General features: G+C 72.7%; 20 protein-coding genes and 1 riboswitch. Of the genes, 7 read left to right on the top strand and 13 right to left on the bottom strand.

The features are described 5' to 3' along the window. Positions 1-177: 177 nt before the first annotated feature. Together ACFYPH_RS22295 and ACFYPH_RS22290 are read right to left on the bottom strand one after the other, a co-directional pair. A complete protein-coding gene (locus tag ACFYPH_RS22295; RefSeq protein ID WP_354863212.1) occupies positions 178-1,038 on the bottom strand; it encodes an ABC transporter permease in 861 nt (286 codons plus the stop codon). Positions 1,039-1,138: 100 nt separating this feature from the next. Further along, positions 1,139-2,170: an ABC transporter substrate-binding protein gene (locus ACFYPH_RS22290; protein WP_354863213.1), complete on the bottom strand. Its 1,032-nt coding sequence runs from the start codon at positions 2,168-2,170 to the stop codon at positions 1,139-1,141. A 269-nt stretch (positions 2,171-2,439) separates the two neighbouring features. Between ACFYPH_RS22290 and ACFYPH_RS22285 the strand changes: the two genes are divergently transcribed. The 4 genes from ACFYPH_RS22285 (at position 2,440) to ACFYPH_RS22270 (ending at position 7,623) form a co-directional block, all read left to right on the top strand. Beyond that, the gene (locus ACFYPH_RS22285) at positions 2,440-3,225 is read left to right on the top strand and encodes an ABC transporter ATP-binding protein (protein WP_354863214.1); all 786 of its coding nucleotides are present in this window, start codon (positions 2,440-2,442) and stop codon (positions 3,223-3,225) included. 2 nt (positions 3,226-3,227) lie between these two features. Further along, entirely contained in the window at positions 3,228-4,178 is a 951-nt protein-coding gene (locus ACFYPH_RS22280; RefSeq protein ID WP_363939472.1) for an LLM class F420-dependent oxidoreductase, read from the top strand. Further along, a complete protein-coding gene (locus tag ACFYPH_RS22275; protein WP_266246239.1) occupies positions 4,175-4,483 on the top strand; it encodes a cupin in 309 nt (102 codons plus the stop codon). The genes ACFYPH_RS22280 and ACFYPH_RS22275 overlap by 4 nt, the downstream gene beginning before the upstream one ends. A gap of 77 nt (positions 4,484-4,560) precedes the next feature. Beyond that, on the top strand, positions 4,561-7,623 hold the full coding sequence (locus tag ACFYPH_RS22270; RefSeq protein ID WP_387184288.1) for a hypothetical protein: 3,063 nt from the start codon (positions 4,561-4,563) through the stop codon (positions 7,621-7,623). A 123-nt stretch (positions 7,624-7,746) separates the two neighbouring features. Here ACFYPH_RS22270 and thiC read toward each other — a convergent pair whose 3' ends face one another. The 7 genes from thiC to thiE all read right to left on the bottom strand — a co-directional run bounded on the left by thiC (position 7,747) and on the right by thiE (position 13,695). Next, positions 7,747-9,339, bottom strand: coding sequence for a phosphomethylpyrimidine synthase ThiC (gene thiC / locus ACFYPH_RS22265; RefSeq protein ID WP_387184285.1), 1,593 nt, complete (start codon positions 9,337-9,339; stop codon positions 7,747-7,749). Positions 9,340-9,356: 17 nt separating this feature from the next. Further along, positions 9,357-10,142 carry a bifunctional hydroxymethylpyrimidine kinase/phosphomethylpyrimidine kinase gene (gene thiD / locus ACFYPH_RS22260; RefSeq protein ID WP_363939468.1) on the bottom strand — a complete coding sequence of 262 codons (786 nt, stop codon included), beginning with the start codon at positions 10,140-10,142 and terminating at the stop codon, positions 9,357-9,359. Next, entirely contained in the window at positions 10,139-10,885 is a 747-nt protein-coding gene (locus ACFYPH_RS22255; protein WP_387184281.1) for a thiamine phosphate synthase, read from the bottom strand. The genes thiD and ACFYPH_RS22255 overlap by 4 nt, the downstream gene beginning before the upstream one ends. After that, complete coding sequence (locus ACFYPH_RS22250) at positions 10,882-11,661, bottom strand: thiazole synthase (protein ID WP_387184278.1); 780 nt, start codon at positions 11,659-11,661, stop codon at positions 10,882-10,884. The genes ACFYPH_RS22255 and ACFYPH_RS22250 overlap by 4 nt, the downstream gene beginning before the upstream one ends. Then, entirely contained in the window at positions 11,658-11,858 is a 201-nt protein-coding gene (thiS, locus tag ACFYPH_RS22245; protein WP_234583421.1) for a sulfur carrier protein ThiS, read from the bottom strand. Before thiS ends, ACFYPH_RS22250 begins: the two co-directional genes overlap by 4 nt. Then, a complete protein-coding gene (thiO, locus tag ACFYPH_RS22240; protein ID WP_387184275.1) occupies positions 11,849-13,075 on the bottom strand; it encodes a glycine oxidase ThiO in 1,227 nt (408 codons plus the stop codon). The genes thiS and thiO overlap by 10 nt, the downstream gene beginning before the upstream one ends. Further along, positions 13,072-13,695 carry a thiamine phosphate synthase gene (thiE, locus tag ACFYPH_RS22235; protein WP_354858619.1) on the bottom strand — a complete coding sequence of 208 codons (624 nt, stop codon included), beginning with the start codon at positions 13,693-13,695 and terminating at the stop codon, positions 13,072-13,074. The genes thiO and thiE overlap by 4 nt, the downstream gene beginning before the upstream one ends. Then, a riboswitch (TPP riboswitch) is annotated at positions 13,690-13,799 on the bottom strand. It overlaps the preceding gene by 6 nt. 290 nt (positions 13,800-14,089) lie before the next feature. On the opposite strand from thiE, the gene ACFYPH_RS22230 reads away from it, so the two are divergent. Both ACFYPH_RS22230 and ACFYPH_RS22225 read left to right on the top strand, forming a co-directional pair. After that, positions 14,090-19,939 carry a ThuA domain-containing protein gene (locus ACFYPH_RS22230; protein WP_387184272.1) on the top strand — a complete coding sequence of 1,950 codons (5,850 nt, stop codon included), beginning with the start codon at positions 14,090-14,092 and terminating at the stop codon, positions 19,937-19,939. 71 nt (positions 19,940-20,010) lie between these two features. After that, the gene (locus tag ACFYPH_RS22225) at positions 20,011-20,550 is read left to right on the top strand and encodes a hypothetical protein (RefSeq protein WP_387184269.1); all 540 of its coding nucleotides are present in this window, start codon (positions 20,011-20,013) and stop codon (positions 20,548-20,550) included. A 94-nt stretch (positions 20,551-20,644) separates the two neighbouring features. Here the strand turns inward: ACFYPH_RS22225 and ACFYPH_RS22220 are convergent, their stop codons facing one another. The 3 genes from ACFYPH_RS22220 to ACFYPH_RS22210 are packed head-to-tail and all read right to left on the bottom strand — an operon-like array spanning position 20,645 to position 23,971. Beyond that, a complete protein-coding gene (locus ACFYPH_RS22220) occupies positions 20,645-21,607 on the bottom strand; it encodes an aldo/keto reductase (protein ID WP_387184267.1) in 963 nt (320 codons plus the stop codon). 37 nt (positions 21,608-21,644) lie between these two features. Beyond that, positions 21,645-23,324 carry an ATP-binding cassette domain-containing protein gene (locus ACFYPH_RS22215; RefSeq protein ID WP_355068556.1) on the bottom strand — a complete coding sequence of 560 codons (1,680 nt, stop codon included), beginning with the start codon at positions 23,322-23,324 and terminating at the stop codon, positions 21,645-21,647. A 41-nt stretch (positions 23,325-23,365) separates the two neighbouring features. Beyond that, on the bottom strand, positions 23,366-23,971 hold the full coding sequence (locus tag ACFYPH_RS22210; protein ID WP_354858630.1) for a methyltransferase: 606 nt from the start codon (positions 23,969-23,971) through the stop codon (positions 23,366-23,368). 102 nt (positions 23,972-24,073) lie between these two features. Between ACFYPH_RS22210 and ACFYPH_RS22205 the strand changes: the two genes are divergently transcribed. Beyond that, the gene (locus ACFYPH_RS22205; protein ID WP_387184263.1) at positions 24,074-25,138 is read left to right on the top strand and encodes a hypothetical protein; all 1,065 of its coding nucleotides are present in this window, start codon (positions 24,074-24,076) and stop codon (positions 25,136-25,138) included. 110 nt (positions 25,139-25,248) lie between these two features. On the opposite strand, the gene truA is transcribed toward ACFYPH_RS22205, so the two are convergent. Further along, positions 25,249-26,079 carry a tRNA pseudouridine(38-40) synthase TruA gene (gene truA, locus ACFYPH_RS22200; RefSeq protein ID WP_355068552.1) on the bottom strand — a complete coding sequence of 277 codons (831 nt, stop codon included), beginning with the start codon at positions 26,077-26,079 and terminating at the stop codon, positions 25,249-25,251. Between the last annotated feature and the right edge of the window lie 49 nt (positions 26,080-26,128).

Raw genomic sequence — 26,128 nt, 5'->3', positions numbered from 1 at the left:
TGTTCCAGGTTGAGGGCTGTGGCCTACCGTGCCCGGCTCCGGGCGGTCAGGCTTGATCCCTCCGCCGGGCACGGTAGGCCACAGCCCTCCCGCGTCACCGTTATCGGAACGGGCCGGCCTCCTTCGTGGGGGCCGGCCCTTCGCGTTGCCTTTGTTGTTCAGCTCTGCCGATCGGGGTCAGCGGCTGCTGGTGGTTTCTCTTACCCAGGGCAGGGCGATCCGCTCGATGAGCACGAGCGCGGAGTAGAGCAGGATGCTCACCAGCGCCACCAGCAGGATGGCCGCCCAGGCGGTGGCGTAGTCGCCGACGCCCGCGTATTGGAGGATGACGTAGCCCAGGCCGCTCTCTCCGGCCTGGAACTCACCGATCACCGCGCCGATGGCCGCCAGCGGCATGGCCACCTTGAGCCCGACGAAGATCTGCGGCAGCGCCGCCGGGAACCGCACCTTGCGGAACGCCTGCCAGCGGGAGGCGTTCCACGACCGGACCAGCTCGGCCAGGTCGGCCGGCGTGGTGGTCAGCCCGGTCGCGGTGGACAGCACGATCGGAAAGAAGCAGAGCAGGAACACCATGGTCAGGATCGGCTTCTGACCCCAGCCCAGCGCCACCACCAGCAGCGGGCCCAACGTGATCTTCGGCACCGCGTTCACCGCGACCAGCAGCGGCGTGAACATCCGCTCCACGGCGCGGGAACTGGCCAGGGACAGTCCGATCAGGACGCCGGCGGCCGCCGACAGGGCGAAGCCGACCAGGATCTCCAGCAGGGTGGTCCCGGTGTGCTCCAGCATCTGGGCGGGCTTGTCGACGAACGCGCTGAACACACCCCCCGGCGGCGGCAGGGCGGCCGGCGGGATCAGCTCCAGCCGGGCGATCAGCCACCACGCCGCCAGGGCGACCAGCAGACCGGCCGCGGGCAGCAGCGCCGCCCCGACCCCGGCGCGCAGGCCGGCGCCCCGACCCGCCCGTCCCGCCTCCGGGCCGGCACCCGGGGATGGGGGCACCGTCACCGCCGGCTCGACTGACCGCACGTCGGTCATCTTGTCCTCCTCGAAATCCGACGGCCCTGGGGGCCGACGAGCGACGGGGGTACGTCCCACCGGATCCGGCGGGACGTACCCCCTGGTGGCGACCGGACGATCAGGCCTTCGGCGCGAGGCTGAAGTCGATGATCTGCTCGGGGGTGATGTTCTGCTTGAGCGCGCCCGCGCCCTGCAGGATCGCGATGCTCTTCGCGACCCGGCCGCTGTCCAGCGTGCCGATCGCGGTGCCGGAGTTGCCGGAACGCACATACGCGGCCATCAGGTCCAGCTCGGCGGCGGCGGCCACCGGGTTGGCGGCGTCGACGTTCTTCTTCAGGATCTCGCCGGCCTCCTTGGAGTTCGCCAGGCTGTACTCGAGGCCCTTGAGCAGCGCCGCGGTGAACCGCTTCACCATCTCGGGCTTCTCCTTGGCGATCTTCGAGGAGGTGATCAGCACGTTGCCGTAGAGGTCCTGCATCACGTTGCTGTACGGCAGCATGACGGCCTTCTTCTTGGCCACCGCCTCGATCGTCGGCTGGCCGACGACGAACTGGCCGATGCCGTCCACCGAGCCGCTGGCCAGGGTGCCGATCAGCGCCTGCGCCTCACCGTTGACCCAGGTCACCTTGCTGGCGTCCACACCGGCGAGCCGGGCGTACGTCGGGAACAGGTTGCGCACCACGGAGCCGGGGGTGTCGGCGAGCTTCTTGCCCTCCAGGTCCTTGGGCGAGTTGATGTTCTTGCCCTCGACGGTGGCGATGCCCGCCATCGTGCGCTGCTGGATCGCGGCCACGGCGGTGAAGTCCTTCGCCTGGCCGTTACCGAGCTGGAGCAGACCACCGGTGAGGTCGATCGGCCCGAAGTCCGCCTGGCCGCCGACGACCGTCTGGATCACGCCGCCGGTGCCCTGGCCGGCCTTGATCTCGACGTCGAAGCCGGCCTCCTTGAAGAAGCCCTTCTCCTTCGCCACCCAGGCGTAGGAGTCACGGCCGAAGTTGCCGAAGGAGGTGAGGTAGGTCACCTTCTCCAGTGCTCCGTCTTTGCCGCCCTTGGCGTCGTCGGACGAGTCCGACCCGCTGCTGCAGGCGGAGACGAGGGCGAGGGCGGTGGCCAGCGCGGCCGTAGCGACCGTACGGGTCAGCCTTCTCATCAGTAGCACCATGTCCTTTCCGACCGGGACCGCAGGCCACCGGCGGGGGTTGTCGCGACGGTGCCGGCAGGAGGGGCAAGCCGGGCACCGCCATCGTGAGGGGACTCTTCGCGGGCACAGCGTACGAGAAACCCACAGTTGCGACGCCAGGCGTATTGGGTTGCGGAACGGATACAACATGACGACCACCCCGGACGGTGCGGAATGTCAACGGGGCAGCTAGCCTTTGTCGGATTCCTGACCGTCCACTCAGCGGAGGTACGCCGCAGATGATCCGACTGTCCGGGGTGTCGCGTACCTTCGAGGGCCGGTCCGGCCGGGTCGAAGCCCTTCGCGGCATCGACCTCGACGTCGCCGAGGGCGAGTTCGTGGCCGTGCTCGGGCGCTCCGGCTGCGGGAAGTCCACCCTGCTGCGGTTGATCGCCGGGCTGCTCCCGCTGACCTCCGGCGAGATCACCGTGGCCGGTACGCCGATCACCCGACCCCGCCGCGACATCGCCATGCTCTTCCAGAAGCCGGCGCTGCTGCCGTGGCGCAGTGTGCTGGACAACGTCCTGCTGCCGGTGGAGATCTTCGGCTGGAGCCGCGCCAAGCACCGCGAGCGAGCCCGGCAACTGCTCGACGTGGCCGGGCTCTCCGGGTTCGAGAAGCGGCTGCCGCACGAACTCTCCGGTGGCATGCAGCAGCGGGTGTCGCTGTGCCGGTCGCTGATCGGCGAGCCGCGGGTGATGCTGATGGACGAGCCGTTCTCCGCGCTCGACGCGCTCACCCGCGAGGAACTGTCCGGCGAACTCCAGCGCGTGCACATGGAGAACAAGCCCACCATCGTCTTCGTCACCCACTCGATCGACGAGGCGGTGCTGCTCGCCGACCGGGTGGTCGTGCTGAGTCCTCGCCCCGGCCGGATCCGCAAGGTGGTCGAGGTGGCCATCCCCCGACCCCGCACCCTGGGTCGCAACGCCCACCTCGCCGACGTCGCCCGGGTCAGCGCCGACCTGCACGAGCTGTTGATGGAACGCGACCAGCCGGCCGCGGCCGGCGCGGAGGGACGATGAACATGCGGGTGTCGGTCTTCACCGAGCCCCACCGGGGTGCCGACTACGACACCCAGCTCCGGTTCGCCCGACTGGTCGAGGCCGGCGGCTACGAGGGCTTCCTCCGCGCCGACCACTACCAGTCGATGGGCGCCGACCCGGGCCTGCCCGGCCCGACGGACGCCTGGCTGACCCTCGCCGCGCTGGCCCGCGAGACCCAACGGATCCGGCTCGGCACCCTGGTCACGTCGGCGACCTTCCGCCTGCCCGGCCCTCTCGCGGTGCTGGTCGCACAGGTCGACCAGATGAGTGGCGGCCGGGTCGACCTCGGCATCGGCGCCGGCTGGTACGAGCGCGAGCACACCTCGTACGGCATCCCGTTCCCGCCCGTCGGCGAGCGCTTCGATCGACTGGCCGAGCAGCTTGAGGTGATCACCGGGCTGTGGGCCACCCCGATGGGCGAGACGTACAGCTTCACCGGTGACCACTACCGGCTGGTGGACGCGCCCGCGCTGCCCAAACCGGCGCAGGTGCCCGGACCGCCGATCATCGTGGGCGGGCGCGGTCCCAAGCGGACCCCCGAACTGGCCGCCCGCTACGCCGACGAGTTCAACATGCCGTTCAAGTCCGTGGCCGAGACCGCCGGGGCGTACGACCGGGTGCGGGAGGCGTGCGACCGCGTGGGTCGCACGGAGGCCGGCCGCGCCCCGCTGGTGCTCTCCGCCGGGATCGTGGTGGCCATCGGCCGCACCGACGCCGAGGCGCAGCTGCGGGCCGCGCCACTGCACGAGAAGAGCGCGCTGCCACCGGAGGACCCGGTGGTCGGCTCGCCCGCGCAGCTCGTGCAGCGAATCGGCGAGTTCGCCGAGATCGGCGGCACCCGGGTGCACCTGCGCATGACCGACCTCGACGACCTCGACCACCTCGAGCTGATCGCCGCCGAGGTGCTTCCCCAACTAGACGGTGGACGATGACGGATGTGATCGACGGCACCGAACTCGGGCCGGTGGGCCAGGAGATCGTGTACGAGAACGACCGGGTCCGGGTCTGGCACATCCGGCTCGAACCGGGCGAGCGGCAGCCGCTGCACCGGCACGACCACCCCTACCTGGTGGTGGCGATCCAGGGCGCGAAGAACGTCGTACAGACCATCGACGGCACCCGGATCGACGCCGACGAGCCCACCGGCGGAGTCGTCTACCGGGACCCCGGTGCCGTACACATGCTCACCAATGTCGGGGACACGACATACCTGGCCCGACTGGTCGAACTCAAGTAGACCCGCCGGGCGCGCCTCGCCCCGCCGCGCGGCGTGCCGGTGGCGATCGGGTGTACCAGGTGCGTAACGTGCCGGACATGGCCTTTCGGACCTGGGGCAGATTACTGCTCACGGCGCTCGGGGTGAGCGTGCTGGCCGGAGCCGGCCAGCTCGGCGTCGCGTACGGCTTCGGCATCGTCCGACTCACCGGCGCCTTCACCGGCACGACCGTCAACCAGTGGCCGGCCCAGCTCGTCTGGGTGGGCTGGTTCGCCGCGAACGCCGCCGTCGCCGGTGCCGTCCTGACCGGGCGTCTGGCCCGCCGGGACACCCCGCCGGCCAGCATCGGCCGGCAACTGGCCATCGGCGGCGCGGCCGCACTCGGCGCCACCGCCGTGGCCCCGCTCTGCATGCAGCCCGCCCGAGCCGCCGAGTTGATCTCGGTGGACCCGGTCTGGGCGGTCGGCATCTGCGCCATTCTCGGGGCGGTCATCGGAGCGGGCGCGGCCGTCGCCGTACTGTTCCGACCGGAACTGGGCTGGAACATGGCGGCCGTGGCCGGGGCGGTCTGGCTGCTGGCGTTCATTTCCGTCCTGCCGTCGCTCGGCACGGCCGGCCCGCTGCCCACGGTCCGACTCGGCGTACTCGAACCGAACTGGCTGGACGACGCCGCCGCGCAGCGTCTGGCGCTGCTCCTGCTGCCCGTGGTGGCGCTGCTCGCGGGCGCCGCGACCGCCGGGTTGGCCCGCTGGCGCGGCCAGGTTCCGCTGATCAGCGGGGTGACCGGGGTGGCCGGTCCGGTGCTGGTGGCATTCGCGTACCTGACCGCTGGCCCCGGCGACGCGGTGGACCGCTACCAGACCACCCCCTACTACGGCGCGCTGATCGCGATCCTCGCCGGCGCCCTCGGCGCCGCGGCCGCCGCCCTGCTGCGCTGGCCCGTCGGCGCCCGCACCGCCGATCCCCAGGCGATCCAGCCGACCGACATCCTGCGCCCGCTGCCCGCCGGCCCGCCCCTGCCGGGCGCCGAAGCGGCGAGGTCGACGGGTCCGGTCGGCGACCACCGTGACACCGAGCCCACCGCCGACGCGGCCCCCACCGGTGGGCACCTGACCAAGACCGGTCCGGGTCCGCGCGCCGCCGACGACACCGCCACCGTACGCACCGTCCCCGCCCACTGGGACTGGCCGGCGACCACGGCGAGCGGCCAGCACGGCGCCGTCCCCACCGACGCGACGCCCCCCGGGCAGGCGTCCCGGCCGGTCGGCCGCCGCCAGCACGCCGACACCACCCCGGACGCGCCGACGGCGGGCACCCCGACCCGGGACGCGCTCCACACGGGCGGGCAGCACGACCGCGCGACCAACCCGCCGGCCCCCGCCTCCTGGCTGACCGACCCGACCGGCGAGTTCACCGCCGGGCGACAGTCGGCCCCGTCGAGCCGGGACGCGGACCCCATCGGCCCCGCCGACCCGGCCCCTACCGTCCCGGCGTTCACCGCGGCGACGTCCACCGCTGCGGCCGGCGACACAGGGGCCGTCGGTACCGGGGCCGTCGGTCCGACGCCCGACGCGGGCGCCGACGACCCGACCGGCAGCACGACGACGACCACGGCCGGCGGGGACAAGCGGGACAGTGACCGCACGACGACCAGCGACCCGACGACCCCGGTCACGACGGCCCCAGGCACGCCGGCCCCAGGCACGCCGGCCACGGTCACGCCGGTCACGGGCACGACGGCCCCGGGCACACCGGTCACGGGCACGACGGCCCCGGGCACGCCGAGCGCGGGCGACGCGGCCACGCCGAGCGCGAGCAGCGCGGGCGAGGGCGCGGCCGACTCGCCCGCACCCAAGCCGCGCCGTACGCGCAAGCCGAAGTCCACCCCCGCCGACGTCACTCCGGGCACGACCGCCGAGCACACGGCGGCAGCCGCCGGATCGACCGCTGGGCGCACCAGGCGGCCGGCCCGGTCCGGCAAGGCCACCGACCTGACCGGCGCCGACTCCGCCGGACCCGTCGACCAGGACGCTCCCCTGCCCGGCCGGCACACCGAGCCCGGCCAGGACACCGAGCCCGGCCAGGCGAATCAGACCGGCGGCAAGGATCCGCAGGAGCAGACCGTCGGGACCGGTGGAGAGAGCCGGCGCGACGGGGCCGCCAGCACCGAGCCGGCGGTCACCACCACCCCGGTTGGGGATCCCGCACCCGTCGAGGGGTCCGGGACGGGCCGCGCCGAACGATCCGCGGCCGAGAGCGACGGCGGCGCTTCGTTGTTCGGTGAGGCGACCGCCGACGGCCCGGGGACCGCCCTGTGGGCCCCGACGGCACCGGCCTGGCCGGTCACCTCGGCGTGGACCACCGGATCGGCGACGGGGGCGGCCGACCCCGAACCGTCCGGTTCGGATGCTCCCGTCCCGGCGGAGGAGTCGACCGACTGGACGCCCCGCTTCCGGCACCGGGCGCCGCTGCCGGACCTGAGCCGCGCCAGCACCTGGGACGCCTTCAACACCACTCGACGCGCCGCCGCGTCGGATCGGACCGCCAGCACACCAGACCAGGGCAGCCCGACAGATCCGACCGCCAGCACGCCGAACCAGGACAGCCCGACCGCCGCCACGCTCGACGGGGGCTGGTCGAGAGGCCGCGCCGCCAGCACGACGGGCCAGACCAACAGCACGACCGACCCGGCCAACAGCACGACCGACCCGGCCAGCAGCATGACCGACCGGGCCAGCAACGCGACGGACCGGGCCGTCGGCAGGCGCGGCCGGGTCGGCGAGGCTACCGGTGCGCCCGCCTCGGCGGGACCGGTCGTGCCGCCGCCGGCCGGTCCGGGCATACCCGAGCAGGGCCGCGCGTCCGGCACCGCCGACAGTGGCGGGCCGGACAGCGATGCTCGGCGGGCCGCACCGGCGTCCACGGACGACGCGGAGCAGCCCTCCCGGCGGGGACGGCTCGGTGGCCTGTTCCGGCGCAACCGGGCCCGGGCCGACGAGGAGAAGCGGCCCGCGGCGGACGCGGCGGAGCCGCTGGCCACGCAGGACGAGGAGTTCGTCGACTGGGTCGCCGGGCTCGGCAAGCCGGTCGCGGACAACGAGCCGGAGCAGGAGAACGGTCGTCGCTCGCTGCGCTCCACCGGCCGTCACCACCGCGACTGACCCGCCTGACGTCCGTTCGGGACGCCGACCCCGTCTGATCGACTCGGGTTCCCTGAATCCGGGCTGTCCACCGCGCCGGGACACCCCGACTTCAGTGAACCCGAGTCGACCATGCCGGACCGGTCAGGCGAGCGGCAGATAGACCTTCCCGCCGCCGGAGACGAACTCCGCCGACTTGTCCTTCATGCCGCGGGCCGCGTACTCCTTGAGCTCTTGCGTGATCTTCATCGAGCAGAACTTCGGGCCGCACATCGAGCAGAAGTGCGCCGTCTTCGCCAGCTCGGCAGGCAGTGTCGCGTCGTGGTACGACCGCGCCGTCTCCGGGTCCAGCGAGAGGTTGAACTGGTCCTCCCAGCGGAACTCGAACCGCGCCTTGGACAGCGCGTCGTCCCACGCCTGCGCGCCCGGGTGCCCCTTGGCCAGGTCCGCCGCGTGGGCCGCGATCTTGTACGCGATCACGCCCGCCTTGACGTCGTCGCGGTCCGGCAGGCCGAGGTGCTCCTTCGGGGTCACGTAGCAGAGCATGGCGGTGCCGAACATGCCGATCATCGCGGCGCCGATGGCCGAGGTGATGTGGTCGTACGCGGGCGCGATGTCGGTGGTCAGCGGGCCGAGCGTGTAGAAGGGCGCCTCGTGGCACCACTCCTGCTGGAGATCCACGTTCTCCTTGATCTTGTGCATGGGCACGTGGCCGGGGCCCTCGATCATCACCTGCACGTCGTGCTCCCAGGCGACCGTCGTCAACTCGCCGAGGGTGCGCAGCTCGGCGAACTGCGCCTCGTCGTTGGCGTCGGCGATCGAGCCGGGCCGCAGCCCGTCGCCGAGGGAGAACGTCACGTCGTAGCGCGCGAGGATCGCGCACAGCTCGGCGAAGTTGGTGTAGAGGAAGTTCTCCTCGTGGTGGGCCAGGCACCACGCCGCCATGATCGAGCCGCCCCGGGAGACGATGCCGGTGACCCGGTCCACGGCCAGCGGCACGTACGGCAGCAGCACCCCGGCGTGCACCGTCATGTAGTCGACGCCCTGCTCGGCCTGCTCGATCACGGTTTCCCGGAAGACCTCCCAGCTCAGCTTGACCGGGTCGCCGCCGACCTTCTCCAGGGCCTGGTAGATCGGCACCGTGCCGATCGGCACCGGCGAGTTCCGCACGATCGCCTCCCGGGTCTCGTGGATCCGCTTGCCGGTGGACAGGTCCATCACGGTGTCGGCGCCCCAGCGGGTGGCCCAGGTCAGCTTCTCCATCTCCTCGGCGACCGACGAGCTGACCGCCGACGTGCCGATGTTGGCGTTCACCTTGACCAGGAACGCCTTGCCGATGATCGCCGGCTCGCACTCCGGGTGGTTGACGTTGAGCGGCAGCACCGCCCGGCCGGCGGCGATCTCGGCCCGCACGAGTTCCGGGTCGACGTTCTCCCGGATCGCCACGAACTCCATCTCCGGCGTCACCACGCCGGCCCGCGCGTACGCGAGCTGCGTCGGACGTCGTCCGTCCACACCGGCGAGCGGCGTACCGGCGCCTCGTACCGGCGCCACGTCACCCCGCTCGGCGATCCACGGGCCCCGCAACGCGGGCAACCCCACCGACGGGTCCGATCCCGGGCCGGACGTGTCGTAGAGCCGCACCGGCGGATGGTCGCCGGTCAGCGCCACCTCGGCGAACGGCACCCGCACATCCGGCCGTGACCCCTCGACGTACACCTTGCCTCGTGCCTGCATGACAACCTCCCTGGTGATCAGGCGGACCAGCCGAAGTGATCCAGCGGCCCGCGCCCCGCGCCCAGCTCCCAGCCCCGCGCGCCGGTCAGCGCGCGGAGCACGTACTCCTTGGCGGCCCCCACCGCCGCCGGCACCGGATCGCCCAGCGCGAGCCGCACGGCGATCGCCGCCGAGAACGAGCACCCGGTGCCGTGGGTGTGCCGGGTGTCCACCCGTGGCCCGCGCAGCAGGGTCGTGACGCCGCCCCCGTGCAGCACGTCGACCGCTTCGCCTCCACCCAGGTCACCGCCGGTGACCACCACGTGCTCCGGGCCGCCGGCGGCGAGGGCCTCCGCGGCGACGACCATCCCGGCCAGGTCGTCCACCGCGCGTCCGGTGATGGCCGCGGCCTCCGCGCAGTTCGGCGTCGCCACCCGGGCGTACGGAAGCAGCCGCTCCACCGCACCCACCACGCCGAGCCGGTGGCCGCTCGTGGCGACCAGCACCGGATCGACGACGAGTTGGGGCAGCCGGCCGTCCTGGGCAGCCTGGGCCACCGCGTCGGCGACGGCGGGTGTGCCGAGCATTCCCGTCTTGACCGCGCCGACGGTGAAGTCGGCGAGGACGCTGTCCAGCTGCTCGGTGACCGTGCGCGGCGGCAGCGGCAGGACGGCGTCGACACCGCGGGTGTTCTGCGCGGTGACCGCCGTGAGGACGCTGGTGCCGTACGCCCCGAGCGCCGCGAAGACCTTGAGGTCGGCCTGGATGCCGGCGCCGCCGCCGGAGTCGGAGCCGGCGATGGTTAGCACTGTGCTCGGGGTCATGTTGCCTCTTTGGTTGCGGTATGGGGCTGCGGCCGACCGTGCCCACTCCGGGCGGTCAGGCTTGATCCCTGCGTGGGCACGGTCGGCCGCAGCCCTGACCGGGAGACCTCCGTGCGCCCGTGCCGGCTTGGGAAGAGCTCAGGGGTGACCGCCTCGACACAAGCGCTGCTCAGGGTGGCGGCTGTTTCTTCTGGGTCTTTGGCTCGCATGAGTGCGCCCAGCACGGCCACTCCGGCGGCTCCGGCGTCGACGCACGCGGTTACCTGTTCCGGGGTTTCAACCCCGCCCAGAGCCAGCAGAGGCGCCGGGCTGGCGCGCACCAGGTTGCCCAGTCCCGCGACGTTCAGGGGTGGGCCGTAGCCGGGCTTGGATTTTGTTGGCCAGACTGGGGAGACCGTGGCGTAGTGCTCGGTGGTGAGGCGGTTCAGCTCGGCCACGCTGTGGCAGGAGCGGCCGACCAGTTGGTGGGGCGGCGGCGGGTACGGGCCGGTGGCGGGCAGGTGGACGGCGTCGCCGCCGAGCGGGTCGGGGCCGGCCACGATGAGGGTCCCGTCGACGTCGGCGAGGATCGCGCGCAGGTCGACCGCGAGGGCGGCGCGCTCGGCGCGGGGCAGGTCCTTCTCCCGCAGCACGACCCATCGCACTCCCCCGGCGACCGCTCCCGCGACGACCCGTTCAAGCCCGCCCGTGGCGACCAGCCGATCGGTCAACAGGACCACCCCCGACGGCACCAACCCCGTCACAGGTCTGGTCTTCCCTCGTCGGGAGTGGACGGCAGGGCGTGGAAGCGGCGGGCGATCCGTCCCGCACCGGCGGCCAGTCGGCCCGCCTCGACGGCGTACCGCATCGCCGTGGCCATCGCCACCGGATCGGCGGCCCGGGTCACCGCGCTGGCCAGCAGGACCGCGTCGCAGCCCAGCTCCATGGCCAGGGCCGCGTCGGACGCCGTGCCGATGCCGGCGTCCAGGATCACGGGCACGTCCACGCTCTGCCGGATCAGCCGGATGTGGTGCGGGTTGCCGATGCCGAGCCCGGAGCCGATCGGCGCCCCAGCGGGCATCACCGCGGCACAGCCCACGTCGGCGAGGCGGCGGGCCAGCACCGGGTCGTCACTCGTGTACGGCAGCACCGTGAAGCCGTCGGCGACCAGCTCCTCGGCGGCGCGGAGCAGTTCCACGCCGTCGGGCAGCAGCGTCCGCTCGTCGCCGATCACCTCCAACTTGACCCAGTCGGTGTCGAACGCGTCGCGCGCCAGCCGGGCCACCTTCACCGCCTCGGTCGCGGTGTGGCAGCCGGCGGTGTTCGGCAGCAGCCGTACGCCGCACCGGTCCAGCAGGTCGAGCAGCCCTCCGGCGGTGCCCGGGGCGGTGTCCACCCGGCGCAGCGCCAGCGTGACCAGCTCCGAGCCGGACGCCCGGATCGCCTGTTCCAGCACATGCAGGTTCGCGGCGCCGCCGGTGCCGAGGATCAACCGCGAGCAGAACGTGACCCCACCCAGTTCGAAGGACACGCCGCTCACCCGCCCTGCGCGGCGGTCAGCACCTCGACGCGGTCACCGTCGCGCAGCACCGTGCCCGGCCAGCCGGCCCGGGGCACCACCTCGCCGTTGACCGCGACCGCGACGCCACGCTGGTGCGGGGCGACGTCGCGGACCAGGTCGGCCACCGACGCGCCGCCGGGGACGCTGCGCCCGGCCCCGTTCACCGTCAACTCCACAGGTCCTCCTCGGTCGTCCGTCCAGGTCCGCTCACGTCGCCCGCGCCGGGCCGTGCCGCGTCGCCGGCCGGAGAGGCGACGGCGAACCGGCGTCCGCTCACGTCGCCCGCGTCGGGCCGTGCCGCGTCGCCGGTCCCGGTCGACGACGCGACGGCGAACCGGTCCGCGCCGAAGGGCGCGAGCAGCGGGTCGGGCACGCCGGTGGTCACCAGGTCGGCGATCTTCTCGGCGGTGATCGGGGTGAGCACGATGCCGTGCCGGTGGTGCCCGGTGGCGGCCAGGACGTCCGGCCGGCCGGGCAGCGGCCCGAGGATCGGCGCGTTGTCCGGCGTTGCGGGCCGCAGGCCGGCGACCGCCTCGACCAGGTCGTACTCGGTCAGCTCGGGCAGCAGGTCGACACCGGCGCGCAGCAGCCGCAGCACCGCGCCGGCGGTGACGCTGGTGTCCGCGCGCTCCTCGACCGTCGCGCCGAGGACCACCTCGCCGTCGGCGCGGGGCACCAGGTAGACGTGCTCGCCGTCGGCGTACCCCCGGATCACGTGCCGGAAGCCCGGCGCGACGCCGCCGGGCGCGCGCAGCCGGAGGATCTGGCCCTTCACCGGCCGCACGGGCAGGCCGGTGAGCGCGGCGGCCCCGCAGCCGGCGGCGACCACGGTGACCCCCGCGTCCACGTCGGACAGCCGCCGGACCGGCTGCGGCACGAGCACCGCGCCGGCCCGCCGCGCGGCCGTGCGCAGCGCCGGCACCAGCAGCCGGGGATCGACCTGGTGGTCGGTGGGCGCGAGCGCGCCGCCGCGCACCCGAGGGGCGAGCGCCGGTTCGCGGTCGCGCAGCTCGCTGGGGCGCAGCGGCGTCACCGGCAGACCCAACCCCTGTTGGTACGCCCAGAGCCGGCGTGCCTCGGCGAGGTCGTCGCCGGTCAGCCCGACCATCAGGGTGCCCTCGGTCCGGTAGCCGATCTCGGTGCCGCTCGCCTCGGTCAGCTCGGCGGTGAACCCGGGCCAGCGGGCGGCGGACGCCACCAGCAACTCGGTCAGCCGCCGCTCACCGAAGTACGCCTCGGCGACCGGGGAGAGCATGCCGGCGGCGACGGCCGATGCCCCCGACCCGGGAGCCGGGTCGTGCACCTCGACGCGCAACCCCCGGATGGCACAGCGCCACGCGATGGCCAGTCCGATCGGGCCCGCGCCGACCACCGCCACATCGGTGCGCGTCACGCCAGCGCCCGCAGCAGGTCGGCGGTCGCCCGCGCGGGGTCGGCGGCGTCGGAGAGCGCGCCGACCACCGCCACCCCGTACGCCCCGGCGGCCCGCAGCGCCGGCACCCGGTCGGCGGTCACCCCGCCGATCGCGATGACCGGCACGTCGACGGCGTCGGCGACGGCGCGGACGCCCGCGGGCCCGATGGGATCCGGCAGGCCGTTCTTGGTGCTGGTGGCGTGGCATGGGCCGACACCCAGGTAGCTGGCCCCGGCGGTGACCGCCTCGACCGCCGTCTGCGGCGCGCGTGCGGTGGCGCCGAGCACGCCGGTCGGGCCGAGCACGTGCCGGGCGGCGGCGACCGGCAGGTCGTCGGCCCCGACGTGCCCACCGGCGGCGCCCACCGCGAGCGCCACGTGCAGCCGGTCGTTGACCAGGCAGGTCGCTCCGTACGGCGCGCAGAGCGCCAGCACCCGGCCGGCCAGGTCGTACGCCTCGCGATCGGTCGCGGAGTCCTCCACCCGGACCTGCACGACGAGGTCGGCGCGGGCCGCCGCGAGGGCGGCCCGGACCACGGTGAGTGGGTCACGCCCGGGTCGGGTGTCGGTGATCAGATGCAGTCGTCCAAGGGACGGCACGGCAACACTCCTCCCTGCGCCGGCATTACCCGGATCAGGTTCGACGGTCGGGGGCTGTCAGCCCCCCTCTCAGCCCGGTACACCGGGCTCCCGTGGGTTACTTGCGTGTCACCGTACGACAGTTCCGCCGGTCTGCCAAGGGAGCGGCCGCCGGCCGGACAGGGTCCCATCGATGGGGTACTTTCTCCGGTCCTGTTCGGAATGTCGCACGCCGTTGCAGAACCGTTACCGGCCGGCATCTTGCCGGACATGGATACACCAGAATTAATTTGTTCAGCGATTCGACAAAATGCCGGTGGGGACGCCCTGGCACGGCCTCCCCGCCGGCTCCATCCGGGACGGTCTTCGGCAGCCGGCCCCCGCGATTCCTGTCCACCGCGACATTGGAGGCGGCGTGTCCCGTTCTCGTCGTACCCGTTTACCACTCACCGCTACCCTGCTCTCCCTAGCGCTCGCCTCGACGACCCTGCTCGGGTCGCCGGCGCAGGCGGCTCCGGCCGCGGCGCAGGTCCCCCCGCGAGACGCGCAGGCCGCGGCTCCGGTCACCCAGGTGGTGCCGAAGGCACCGAAGGCCGCAGCGGCCGACCCCTACTCCGTCCTAATCTTCTCCAAGACCGCCGGCTTTCGGCACGACTCCATCCCCACCGGCATCGCCGCCATCCAGCAGCTCGGCGCGGCGAACGGGTTCACAGTGGACACCACTGAGGACGGCGCCTCGTTCAACGACGCCAACCTCGCCAAGTACAAGGCCGTGATCTGGCTCTCCACCACCGGTGACGTCCTCGACGCCGACCAGCAGGCGGCCTTCGAGCGCTACGTGCGGGCCGGCGGCGGTTACGCCGGCGTCCACGCCGCCTCGGACACCGAGTACAGCTGGGCCTGGTACGGCGACCTGGTCGGCGCGTACTTCGCCAACCACCCGCAGAACCAGCAGGCCACCGTCAAGGTGGAGGACCACGCCCACCCGTCCACCGCCGAACTGCCGGACCGCTGGTCCCGGTTCGACGAGTGGTACAACTTCCAGACCAACCCCCGGCCGGACGTGCACGTGCTGGCCAGCCTGGACGAGAAGAGCTACACCCCGGGCGCCGGCGCGATGGGCGCCGACCACCCGACCGCGTGGTGCCAGGACTTCGACGGTGGCCGCTCCTGGTACACCGGCGGCGGGCACACCCGGGAGTCGTACGCCGAGCCCGAGTTCCTCAAGCACCTGCTCGGCGGCATCCAGACGGCGGCCGGCGTGGTCGACGCCGACTGCGGCGCCTCGAAGACGTCCAGCTTCGAAAAGGTCACGCTGGACAGCAACACAAGCAACCCGATGGAGCTGGACATCGCCCCCGACGGGCGGGTCTTCTACATCGAGCGCGACGGCCGGGTGCAGATCATCAAGCCCGACACCGGCAGCACCGTCACCGCCGTCGACCTGGACGTCTTCACCGGCAACGAGGACGGCCTCATCGGCATCCGGCTCGACCCGGACTTCGCCACCAACAAGTGGGTGTATCTCTACTACGCCCCGAACGACGGCGTCACCCGCAACCTGCTGTCCCGGTTCACGGTGACCGGCGACACCATCGACCCGGCGAGCGAGAAGCAGGTGCTGCGGGTCGACACCCAGCGCAACACCTGCTGCCACGCCGGCGGCAGCATGACCTTCGACAGCGCCGGCAACCTCTACCTGGCCACCGGTGACAACACCAACCCGTTCGAGTCGAACGCGTACTCGCCGCTCGACGAGCGGCCGGGCCGTCAGGACTACGACTCGCAGCGCACCTCCGCCAACACGAACGACCTGCGCGGCAAGGTGATCCGGATCCACCCGGAGGACGACGGGACGTACACCGTTCCGACCGGCAACCTCTTCGCGCCGGGCACCGAGAAGACCCGTCCCGAGATCTACGCGATGGGCTTCCGCAACCCGTTCCGGATCGGCACCGACCCGAAGACCGACACGCTGTACGTCGGGGACTACGGGCCGGACGCCAACGCGGACAACCCGAACCGGGGCCCCCGCGGTCTGGTCGAGTGGAACGTCGTGACCCCCGGCAACTACGGCTGGCCGTACTGCACCGGGACGAACGAGGCGTACAACGACTACACGTTCCCGTCCGGCCCGAGCGGTCCGAAGTTCGACTGCGCCGCGCCGGTGAACAACTCGCCCAACAACACCGGCCTGACCAACCTCCCGCCGGTCGTCCCGGCCACCGTCGACTACGGCTACGCCGGTGACGCGCGGTACCCGGAGATCGGTGGCGGTGGCGCCCCGATGGGCGGTCCGGCCTACCGGTACGACGCCAACCTCAACTCCACCCGCAAGTGGCCGGCCTACTACGACGGCAAGGCGCTGCTCGGCGAGTGGAACCAGAACAAGATGTACACGATGCAGATGACCGCCGACGGCAAGTCGTTGGTGGACATCAACCAGCTGCTCACCGGTATGCGCATGATCCGGCCGATGGACTTCGAGTTCGGCCCGGACGGCGCGCTCTACCTGATCGAGTGGGGCACGGGCTTCGGCGGCAACAACGACGACTCCGGCATCTACCGGATCGACTACACCGCCGGCGACCGCGCACCGATCGCCGCGGCGTCCGCCAACCCGACCTCGGGGCCGGCGCCGTTGACGGTCGCCTTCTCCAGCGCCGGCTCCCGGGACCCGGACGGCGGCGCGCTCACCTACGCCTGGACCTTCGGCGACGGGCAGACCTCCACCGAGGCCAACCCGACGCACACGTACGCCACGGCGGGCAACTACACCGCCCAGCTCACCGTGACCAACCCGAAGGGCCGTACCGCGGTGGCCAACGTGCCGGTCACCGTGGGCAACACCGCACCGACGGTGAGCATCGAGTTCCCGCCGGACGGTGGCTTCTTCAACTGGGGTGACCAGGTCCGCTACACGGTCAAGGTGACCGACCCCGAGGACGGGCAGATCGACTGCGCCCGGGTGAACCTGCAGGTGCTGCTCGGTCACGACGAGCACGCCCACCCGCTGGAGCAGCACACCGGCTGCACCGGCACCGTCCAGACGTCGCTCGCCTCCGGGCACGGCGCCGAGGCGAACGTGTTCGCGGTCTTCGAGGCCACCTACACCGACAAGGGCGGGGCCGGCGGGTCCGGCGCGCTCACCGGCCGGGACATCGAGATCCTGCAGCCCAAGCAGAAGCAGGCCGAGTACTTCACGGCCACCGGACGGGTGCCGGGCGGCACCGGCGGCGGAGACGCCGGCGTGCAGCGGGAGACCGGGGCCGACACCGCCGGTGGCGGCCAGAACATCGGGTTCATCGAGGACGGCGACTGGTGGTCGATCGTCCCGGCGGACCTGACGAATATCACCGAGATCCGGTTCCGGGCCGCCTCGGCCGCCGCCGGCGGTCGGATCGAGGTCCACGCGGGCGCCGTCGACGGACCGGTCGTGGCCACGGCCACCGTTCCGGCGACCGGCGCGTGGCAGACGTACACGGACGTGAGCGCGCCGGTCACCGGTGCCGCGAGCGGCTCGCTGTACTTCGTGGCCCGCGATCCGAACGGCGGAACGGGTTCCCTGTTCAACGTCAACTGGATGGACTTCGTCGGCCGCGGCGTCACCGAGAACGGGCCGCCGGTGGTCACCGCCACCGCGACCCCGGCCACCGGCACCGTGCCGGTCACCGTCTCCTTCGACGGCACGGCCACCGACGCCGAGGGCGACACCCCGCTGACGTACGCCTGGGACTTCGGTGACGGCGGTACGGCGTCCACCCTGGACGCCAGCCACACGTACACAAGCGTGGGAGCCTTCACGGCCACCCTCACGGTGACCGACAGCAAGGGCGCCAAGTCGTACGCCACGGTGCCGGTGCGGGTGAACGCGCCGGACACGTCCTGCTTCGGGGCGCGTTCGGACGACTTCAACGGCACCAGCCTCGACAAGGGCCGGTGGACCAGCGTGGTCCGGGAGAACCAGCTCTACTCGGTCAGTGGCGGCGCGCTGCGGCTGCCGACCGGGGTCGGTGACCTCTACGGCGCGCGCAACGACGCCACCAACCTGGTGCTCCAGGCGGCTCCGAGCGGCGCCTGGGAGATGACCACCAAGGTCACCCTGCCGGTGACGGCCAACTACCAGCAGGCTGGCCTGCTGGTCTACGGCGACGACGACAACTACGCCAAGCTGGACCTGCTCTACAACGGCAGCCGGCGGGTGGAGTTCATCCGGGAGACGGCCGGAACGCCGCGCAACGACGCTGCCGACAACGCCGCCGCACCGGCGGGTGACACCGTGTACCTGCGGATCACCAGCGACGGGACGAACCTGACCGCGGCCTTCTCGGGCGACGGGCAGACCTTCACCCCGGCCGGCCGGTCGGCCGCGCTCGCCGGCATCACCAACCCGCGGATCGGGGTCTTCGCGCTCAACGGAGGCACCGAGGCACCCGTGGTCGACGCGGCCTTCGACTCGTTCCAGGTCACGCCGGACGCCCCGGCCGGCCCGATCGACCCGTCGGACGAGTTCACCGGCGACACGCTGGACAAGTGCCGGTGGGACGCGATCCTGCGGGAGGACCCGAACGGTTACCGGGTCACCGGTGGCGCGTTGCGGATCGACGTGCCGAACGGTGACATCTACGGCACCAGCAACACCGGGCCGAAGAACTTCATCCTCCAGACCGCGCCCTCGGGCGACTGGACCCTGGAGACGACTGTCGACGGCAGCCTGCTGAACGAGCAGTACCAGCAGGCCGGTCTGCTCGTGCAGGCGGACGACGACAACTACCTGAAGTTCGACTTCATCGCGGACAACCAGGCCGGCCAGACGGTGACGCGGCGGATCGAGTTCCGCAGCGAGATCGGCGGCGTCGTCCAGAACCCGCAGCCGGAGGCCACAAGCCTCACCTCGGCGGTGTGGCACCTGCGGCTGGCCCGCAGCGGCAACACCTTCACGGCGTCGTACTCGGCCGACGGGACGACCTGGACCACGCTGGAGGCGCTGACCAACAGCGCGGTCGGGGCCACCCCGAAGGTCGGTCTGTTCACCCTCGGCGCCAACCAGACGGCGTCGAAGACGGCCTCGTTCGACTACTTCCGGCTGAGCACCAAGGTGGTCACCGACGAGACCGCTCCGGTGACGACGGCGGCGGTGTCCGGCACCCCCACCGACGGGTGGTACACCGGGCCGGTGACGGTCACCCTGACCGCCGCCGACGAGGCCGGCGGCAGCGGACTGGCCGGTACGGCGTACCAGCTGGACGGGGCCACCACCTGGACCGACTACACCGCTCCGGTGACGGTCAGCGGGGACGGCGAGCACGAGCTGCGATTCCGCTCGACGGACCAGGCGGGCAACGTGGAGTCGACGAAGACCGTCTCGGTCAAGATCGACGCCACCGCGCCGGTCACCACGGCGACGTTCGCTCCGGCGAACGACGCGGGCTGGCACAACGGAACGATCCCGGTGGTGCTGACCTCGACCGACGCCGGTTCCGGAGTCAAGACGGTCGAGTGGTCGCTGGATGGAGGCGCGTGGACGCCGTACTCGAAGCCGGTCGAGGTGACCGGTGACGGGCAGCACGAGCTGCTGTACCGCTCCACCGACAAGGCGGGCAACGCCGAGACGCTCAAGTCGGCGATCCTGAAGATCGACGGCACCAAGCCGACGCTGCTGGTCTCCGGTATCGCCGACGGCCAGCTCTACGGGGACAGCCAGGACGTTCGGGTGTCCTGGCAGGCCGTCGACCCGACCTCGGGCATCGCGACCGTGGTCGGCCAACTGGACGGCAAGGCGTACGCCAGCGGCACCCTGCAGGCCATGTACGAGCTGCCGCTCGGCCTGCACGAGCTGACCGTCACCGCGACCGACAAGGCCGGCAACACGACGACCTCGGCGGTCCGGTTCTTCGTCACCACCTCGTTCCGGGACATGCAGTTCCTGCTGGACCGGTTCAAGGCGACGGGGCGGCTCTCGGCCAAGGCCCACAAGGATCTGACGAACAAGCTCGACGCCGTCCGTAAGGCCGAGGCGGCGGGCAACGACAACAAGGCGCTCAAGGAACTGACCGCATTCCGGAAGCTCGCCGCGGACACCAAGCTGGTGACCGAGGCGGAGATCCGGGACGTGCTGATCCGCGACGCCGACGCCATGACGGTGCGGCTCGGCGGAACGCCCGCCAGCAACGCCGGGGTCAAGGCGAACGACGGCAAACCCGTCAAGGGTGCCGGGCGACTGAGTGGCGACGTCACCCGGCTCGCTCCGGGCCGCCAGCTCTGATCCGACGAGGCCCCTCCCCGACGCCACGGTGTCGGGGAGGGGCCTCCCTCATCCGTAGTGAGGAGATGTCCGTGACGGGTATCCGCAAGGTGGTCGCCGCCGTGTTCGCCGGACTGGCCCTGACCCTGTTCGCCGCGGCCCCGGCGGCCGCCCAGGCCGACAAACTCAAGCTGACGGTGGCTGGCGACGGCGCCGAGGGGGTCACCATCCAGGCCACCTACACCGATGGCCGTCGGCTGGACCAGCTGGTGCGGTTGGTGCTCACCGCCACCGGCCCGGACGGGCAGCGGGTCGGGCCGGTGCAGCTGGAGCCACAGCCCGAGGGGCAGGGGTTCTACAGCAGCGGCCCGGTGCTCTCCACCGGCACGTGGAAGGTGACGGTGAACTCCCCCGCTCCGCTGCAGGGCAAGGCCACCGCCACGGTGCAGGCCCGGGCGGCGCAGTCACCTCCGGCCCCCAGACCGGTCGCGGTGACCGCGGACGGGACCGGCGACAGCGGGGCGGGCGCCGGCTGGTGGCCGTTCGCGGCGGCCGGCCTCGTGCTGGTCGCCGCGGCGATGGGGGCGGCCATGCTGTTCGGCCGCCGCCGCGCCTCCACGCCGAACGACTGACCGACCGGCGCTCCGGCGCCACTGAAACGACCGGGCCGGGCCGCGACGAGCGGCCCGGCCCGGTGTCGTTCAGGCGACCACGCGCCCGCCGCGCTCAGAGGATGGCGCGCAGCGCCGCCAGGTCGTCGTCGCTGGGCTCCCAGGTGCCGGCGGCGGCGTTCGCGTACACCTGCTCGGGCGTGGTGGCGCCGGCGATCACCGAGGTCACCGCCGGCTGGGCGGCCAACCCGCCGATCGCCACCTGGAGCATGGTCAGACCCCGCTCGGCCGCGTACGCCTCGATCGCCTCGATGGTGTCCCAGTCGGCCGCGGCGAGCCGGTCGGCGTACCGGCCACCGCCGGAGAGCCGGCTGCCGGCCGGCGGCTGCCCGCTGCGCTTGTACTTGCCGGTGAGCAGGCCGTTGGCGAGCGGGAAGAACGGCAGCATGCCGAGGCCGAACCGCTCGCAGGCCGGGATCACCTCGGCCTCCACGGACCGCTCCAGCAGGCTGTAGTGGTTCTGCGCGCTGATGAAGCGGGCCCGGCCGTTGGACGAGGCGACCCAGTCGGCGTCGGCGATCTGCCAGCCGGCGAAGTTGGAGTTGCCGAGGTAGCGGACCTTGCCGTCGCGGACCAGATCGTCGAGGGCCGCGAGGGTCTCGTCGATCGGGGTGCCCGGGTCGGGCTCGTGCATCTGGTACAGGTCGATGTGGTCGGTGCCGAGCCGGCGCAGCGACGCCTCCACCGCGCGGGCGATGTACCGCCGCGAACCCCGGGCGCCGAAGTCCGGACCGTTGAGGCCGTTCATGTCCATGCCGAACTTGGTGGCCACCACCACGTCGTCCCGGCGTCCCTTGAGCGCCTGCCCGAGCAGCTCCTCGGAGCCGCCCTGCGGCTCGCCGTAGATGTCGGCGGTGTCGAAGAGGTTGATCCCGACGTCCAGGGCGGCGTCCACGACCGCGCGGGTGCCATCGAGGTCGAGCTTGCGGCCGAAGTTGTTGCAGCCGATCCCGACGACGGACACCACGAGCCCGGAGTCGCCCAGCCGGCGATAGGTCATCTCAGTCACGAGATCCACCCTATGCCGGCCGGACGCACCGCCGCCCGGCGACCGCTCAGCCCACGTCCCAGACCGGCTCCGGGGTCTCCACCACCTCGCTGTCGCCCCGGAACAGCACGAACCGGTCGAAAGAGCGGGTGAACCACCGGTCGTGGGTGACCGCCACCACCGTCCCCTCGAACGCGTTCAGGCCCGCTTCCAGCGCCTCGGCGCTGGCCAGGTCGAGGTTGTCGGTGGGCTCGTCGAGCAGCAGCAGGGTCGCGCCGGACAGCTCCAACAGCAGCACCAGGAACCGGGCCTGCTGCCCGCCGGAGAGCGTGCCGAAGCGCTGGTCGCCCTGCCCGGCCAGCTCGTAGCGGCTGAGCACCCCCATCGCCGCGTGCCGGTCCATCCCGGTGCGGTGCTCGTCACCCCGCCACAGGATCTCGACGAGCGTCTTGCCCATCAACTCCGGTCGGTCGTGGGTCTGCGAGAAGTGGCCGGGGCGGACCCGGGCGCCGAGCCGGGCGGTGCCGTCGTGCGTCACCGGGGCGAGCCCGCCCGCCCCGTCGACCGGCCCGTTCGCCGGGTCGGGATCGGTGCCACCCCGGGCCAGCAGCCGCAGGAAGTGCGACTTGCCGGTCCCGTTGGCGCCGAGCACCGCCACCCGGTCGCCGTACCAGATCTCCAGGTCGAAGGGGAAGGTCAGGCCGTCCAGCTCCAGCTGGTCGCAGACGACCGCGCGCTTGCCGGTTCGCCCGCCGGTCAGCCGCATCCGGATGTCCTGGTCCTTCGGCGGTACGGGCGGCGGCCCGGCCTCCTCGAACTTGCGCAACCGGGTCTGCGCGGCCTGGTAGCGCGAGGCCAACCCGTCGTTGTACGCGGCCTTCTGCTTGTACATCAGCATCAGCTCGCGCAGCTTCTGGTGCTCCTCGTCCCAGCGCCGGCGCAGCTCGTCGAGACGGGCGTGCCGGGCCACCCGCGCCTCGTACCAACTGGCGAAGCCACCGGGGTGCACCCAGGCGCTGCCGCCCTCCACGGCCACCACCCGGTCGGCGCTCTGGGCCAGCAGCTCGCGGTCGTGCGAGACGTAGAGCACCGACTTGGTGGACTCGCGCAGCCGCGCCTCCAGCCAGCGCTTGCCGGGCACGTCGAGGAAGTTGTCCGGTTCGTCGAGCAGCAGCACCTCGTCCGGGCCGCGCAGCAGCAACTCCAGGGCGAAGCGCTTCTGCTGGCCGCCGGAGAGGGTACGCACCGGCCGGTCCCGTACGGCGTCCCACGGCTGGTTGAGCACGATGGTCGCGACGGTGTCGAAGAGCACCTCGGCGTCGTACCCGCCGGCCTCGCCCCAGGCGCCGAGCGCGTCGGCGTACGCCAGCTGGGCCTTTCCGGCGGCGCTGCTGAACTTGCCGCGGACCTCGGCCGCCCGCATGGCCGTCTCGGTCTCGGCGAGCCGGCGGCCGGCGTCGCGCAGCGGTGGCGGGGCGAGCGATAGCGCCAGGTCGGCCAGCGTCGTCTCGTCGCCGATCATGCCGATGAACTGGCGCATCACGCCCAGCCCGCCGGCCCGCGCGACCGTGCCGGTACGCACCGGCAGGTCACCGGCGACCATCCGCAGCAGGGTCGTCTTTCCCGCGCCGTTCGGCCCGACCAGGGCGACCTTGGCGCCCTCACCGACCCGGAACGACACGTCGGCGAAGAGTTCCCGACCGTCGGGCAGGATGTGCCCGACCGCTGCCACGTCCACGTATCCCACGCCGGGATCCTGCCCCAGCGAGGGCCGGGAGGGACATCCAATTACCGGGTGACCCGCAGCACCCGGAAGCCCTTCTGGCTGGCGTGCCGCTCGACCTGCCAACCCTGGTCGACGATCCAGCGGTGCAGCGAGTCGCCGCCGAGGTGGCGGGCGACGACCAGCCAGCCGACGCCGTCCGGGGCGAGTCGGGGCAGCCAACGCAGCAACAGCTCGTGCAACTCGTCCTTGCCGATGCGGATGGGCGGGTTGGACCACAGCTGCGCGAACCGGAGGTCCGCCGGCACGTCGTCCGGTGCGCTGACCCGGACCCGGTCGGCGGCGCCGATCCGGGCCGCGTTGACGGCGGTCAGTTCGCGGGCGCGGGCGTTGACGTCGACCGCCCAGACGGTGCTCGCCGGTGCCACGTCGGCCAGCACGCAGGCGATCGGGCCGAACCCGCAGCCGAGGTCGAGCAGGTCACCGGTGGTGTCGGCGGCGGGCAGCTCGGCCTTGCGCAGGAGCACCGCGGTGCCGGGGTCGAGGCGGCTGGCGGAGAAGACGCCGCCGGCCGAGACGAGCTGGTAGTCGCGGTCGGCGACAGAGAACTCGACTTCGCGCGCCGGCGCGTCGCTGGCGGGCTGCGCGGTGAAGTAATGGTCGCCGGTCACGCCGGCAATTCTCGCACCGGCCCGGGTCGGCCACGACACGGCCCACAGCCGCATTTCCCAATATTACCCCCTAAAGGGACAATGGCTCCTACTCTAGGCGACATGGTGTATCGGTACGAGTCCGAAGAGGACGCATTCGAGGACCCGGAGCCCGGCTCCGACCTGGCCGTGCTCGGCGCCGGTCCGCCTCCGCCGGCCGGCCCCTCACCGTCCCGGTTTCCCGCTCCGTCGCTGCCCCGACCCAACCAGCTGATGCTGCCGTCGACCCAGCCGCCGCCGGTCACCCGCGTCAGCACCCCGGTCGCGGCCCCCCGCAGCCAGGTCTACACCTCGGCCCAGCCGGTGGAGCCGCCCGCGCGGCGCGGCGGCGGGCGACTCTGGCAGGTGCTGGTCGGCGGTGCGGCCGTCCTGGTCCTGCTCGCGCTCTGCGGTCTGGGCGCCGCCGCGCTGCTGGTGGACAACAAGCCGGCGCCACAGGCCACCCCGACGTACCAGCCGAACGTCGCCGCGTCCGCTTCCGCGCAGCGGCAGGATCTCGACTCGCGGGACACCGACCAGGCGCCGCTCACCGCGAAGGAACTCTTTCCCGGCAAGGAGTTGAAGCTCGCCGACGGCCAGCCCGCCTACGAGATCCTCAAGACGCACTCCAGCGGCAGTTGCGCCGTCGCCGCCACCGACGAGGTGGCCGACCTGCTGGTCCGGCTCGGCTGCAACCAGGTCGTCCGGGCGACGTTGCGGGCACCCGGCGGCGACCACCTGGTCACCGCCGGCCTGTTCAACCTCACCGACAAGGTCAGCGCCGAACGGGCCCGGGACCGGATCCGGCAACTCCTCGACGACCGGCAGGGCCGGTTCCGGGGGCTGTCCGCCGGCGACGACGCGGATGTCCTGGCCACCGCCCCGGCACGGGTCGGCTGGCAGGTCCGGGGCCACTACCTGGCGTACGCGCTGGTGGTCCGCGCGGACGGAGCCGCGGTCAAGTCCGGCGACACCAAGATCCGGGAGATCCTGTTCGACATGATCGAGGCGCACCTCAGCCGAGGCGTCCTGCAACGGCGGGCCGACAGCCGCACGGCCGGACAACCAACGGCAGCGCCGACCGAGAGCGGCGGAACCCAGAGCGGCAGCGGCAGCGGCAGCGGCGACGGCGAACTGCCCGGAGACTGATCCGCGCCTCCGCCCGACCGGTGTGCCGCCGACCGGTGGCACACCCGTCGTCGTCCGCTGCCGCCGTCGTCAGCCTTCTCGACGGGCGGACGAGGTCGCGGCCGCCGTTGTCAGCCCTCGACGGGCACGCGCAGGCGGCGGGTCAGGTCGGCGCGGCGGGCGTAGTCGGCCGGGTCGGCCGGGTAGCCGACCGCGACCAGGGTGAGCCCGTGCGCCGGGGCCACCGTCACCTCGCTGGAACGCTCCTGCCGGTCGAGCAGGCTGCCCGGCCACTGGACCGCCCGACGGCCGTCGCCGGCCGCGAGCATCGCCCCCACGAGGCTGCGGACCATCGCCTGGCAGAACGCGTCCGCCTGCACGGTGGCGACCAGGATGCCGTCCGGGTCGCGCCGCCAGTCCAGCCGGGTCACCTCGCGCAGCGTCGTCGCGTTCTCCTTGCGCCGGCAGTACGCGGCGAAGTCGTGCTCACCGACCAGACCGGCCGCGGCGGCGTTCAGGGCGGCCAGGTCCAGCGGTCGCGGCCAGGCCAGCACCTCGTGCCGGCGTAGCGGCTCGGCGCCGTACGGGGCGTCGGTCACCCGGTACTCGTAGCGCCGGAAGGTGGCCGAGAACCGGGCGTCGAAGTCGGCCGGCACCTCCGACATCGCCCGTACCCGCACGTCGGTGGGGAGCAGCCGCGCGAGCCGGCGCAGCAGCCGTCCGTCGTGCTGCCGCCACACCTCGGCGGGGAGGTCCAGGTGGCAGACCTGCCCGGTGGCGTGCACCCCCGCGTCGGTGCGACCCGCGACGGTCAGACCGGTCGCCGTGCCCGCGCCGAGGACCAGGTCCAGGGTCTCGACGAGCACCCCGGCGACGGTCCGCCGGGTCGGCTGGGGCGCCCAGCCGGAGAAACCAACGCCGTCGTACGAGACGTCCAGCCGCAGCCGGATCCGCTCGTCCACCTCGTACCTCCTGTTACGGGTCGGGCCCGGCACCCCGATGGGGGTGCCG

The organism is Micromonospora sp. NPDC005252, assembly GCF_042872475.1.
Lineage (GTDB): Bacteria > Actinomycetota > Actinomycetes > Mycobacteriales > Micromonosporaceae > Micromonospora.
This window is presented reverse-complemented; position numbering and strand designations above follow the sequence as displayed.

What these genes read in the sequence shown, in the direction of transcription:
- ACFYPH_RS22290 (WP_354863213.1), bottom strand. Translation starts at nt 2,170, where the DNA reads ATGAGAAGGCTGACCCGTACGGTCGCTACGGCCGCGCTGGCCACCGCC.
- ACFYPH_RS22270 (WP_387184288.1), top strand. Translation starts at nt 4,561, where the DNA reads ATGGCCTTTCGGACCTGGGGCAGATTACTGCTCACGGCGCTCGGGGTG.
- thiC (WP_387184285.1), bottom strand. Translation starts at nt 9,339, where the DNA reads ATGCAGGCACGAGGCAAGGTGTACGTCGAGGGGTCACGGCCGGATGTG.
- ACFYPH_RS22275 (WP_266246239.1), top strand. Translation starts at nt 4,175, where the DNA reads ATGACGGATGTGATCGACGGCACCGAACTCGGGCCGGTGGGCCAGGAG.
- ACFYPH_RS22280 (WP_363939472.1), top strand. Translation starts at nt 3,228, where the DNA reads ATGCGGGTGTCGGTCTTCACCGAGCCCCACCGGGGTGCCGACTACGAC.
- ACFYPH_RS22285 (WP_354863214.1), top strand. Translation starts at nt 2,440, where the DNA reads ATGATCCGACTGTCCGGGGTGTCGCGTACCTTCGAGGGCCGGTCCGGC.
- thiD (WP_363939468.1), bottom strand. Translation starts at nt 10,142, where the DNA reads ATGACCCCGAGCACAGTGCTAACCATCGCCGGCTCCGACTCCGGCGGC.
- ACFYPH_RS22295 (WP_354863212.1), bottom strand. Translation starts at nt 1,038, where the DNA reads ATGACCGACGTGCGGTCAGTCGAGCCGGCGGTGACGGTGCCCCCATCC.
- ACFYPH_RS22205 (WP_387184263.1), top strand. Translation starts at nt 24,074, where the DNA reads ATGGTGTATCGGTACGAGTCCGAAGAGGACGCATTCGAGGACCCGGAG.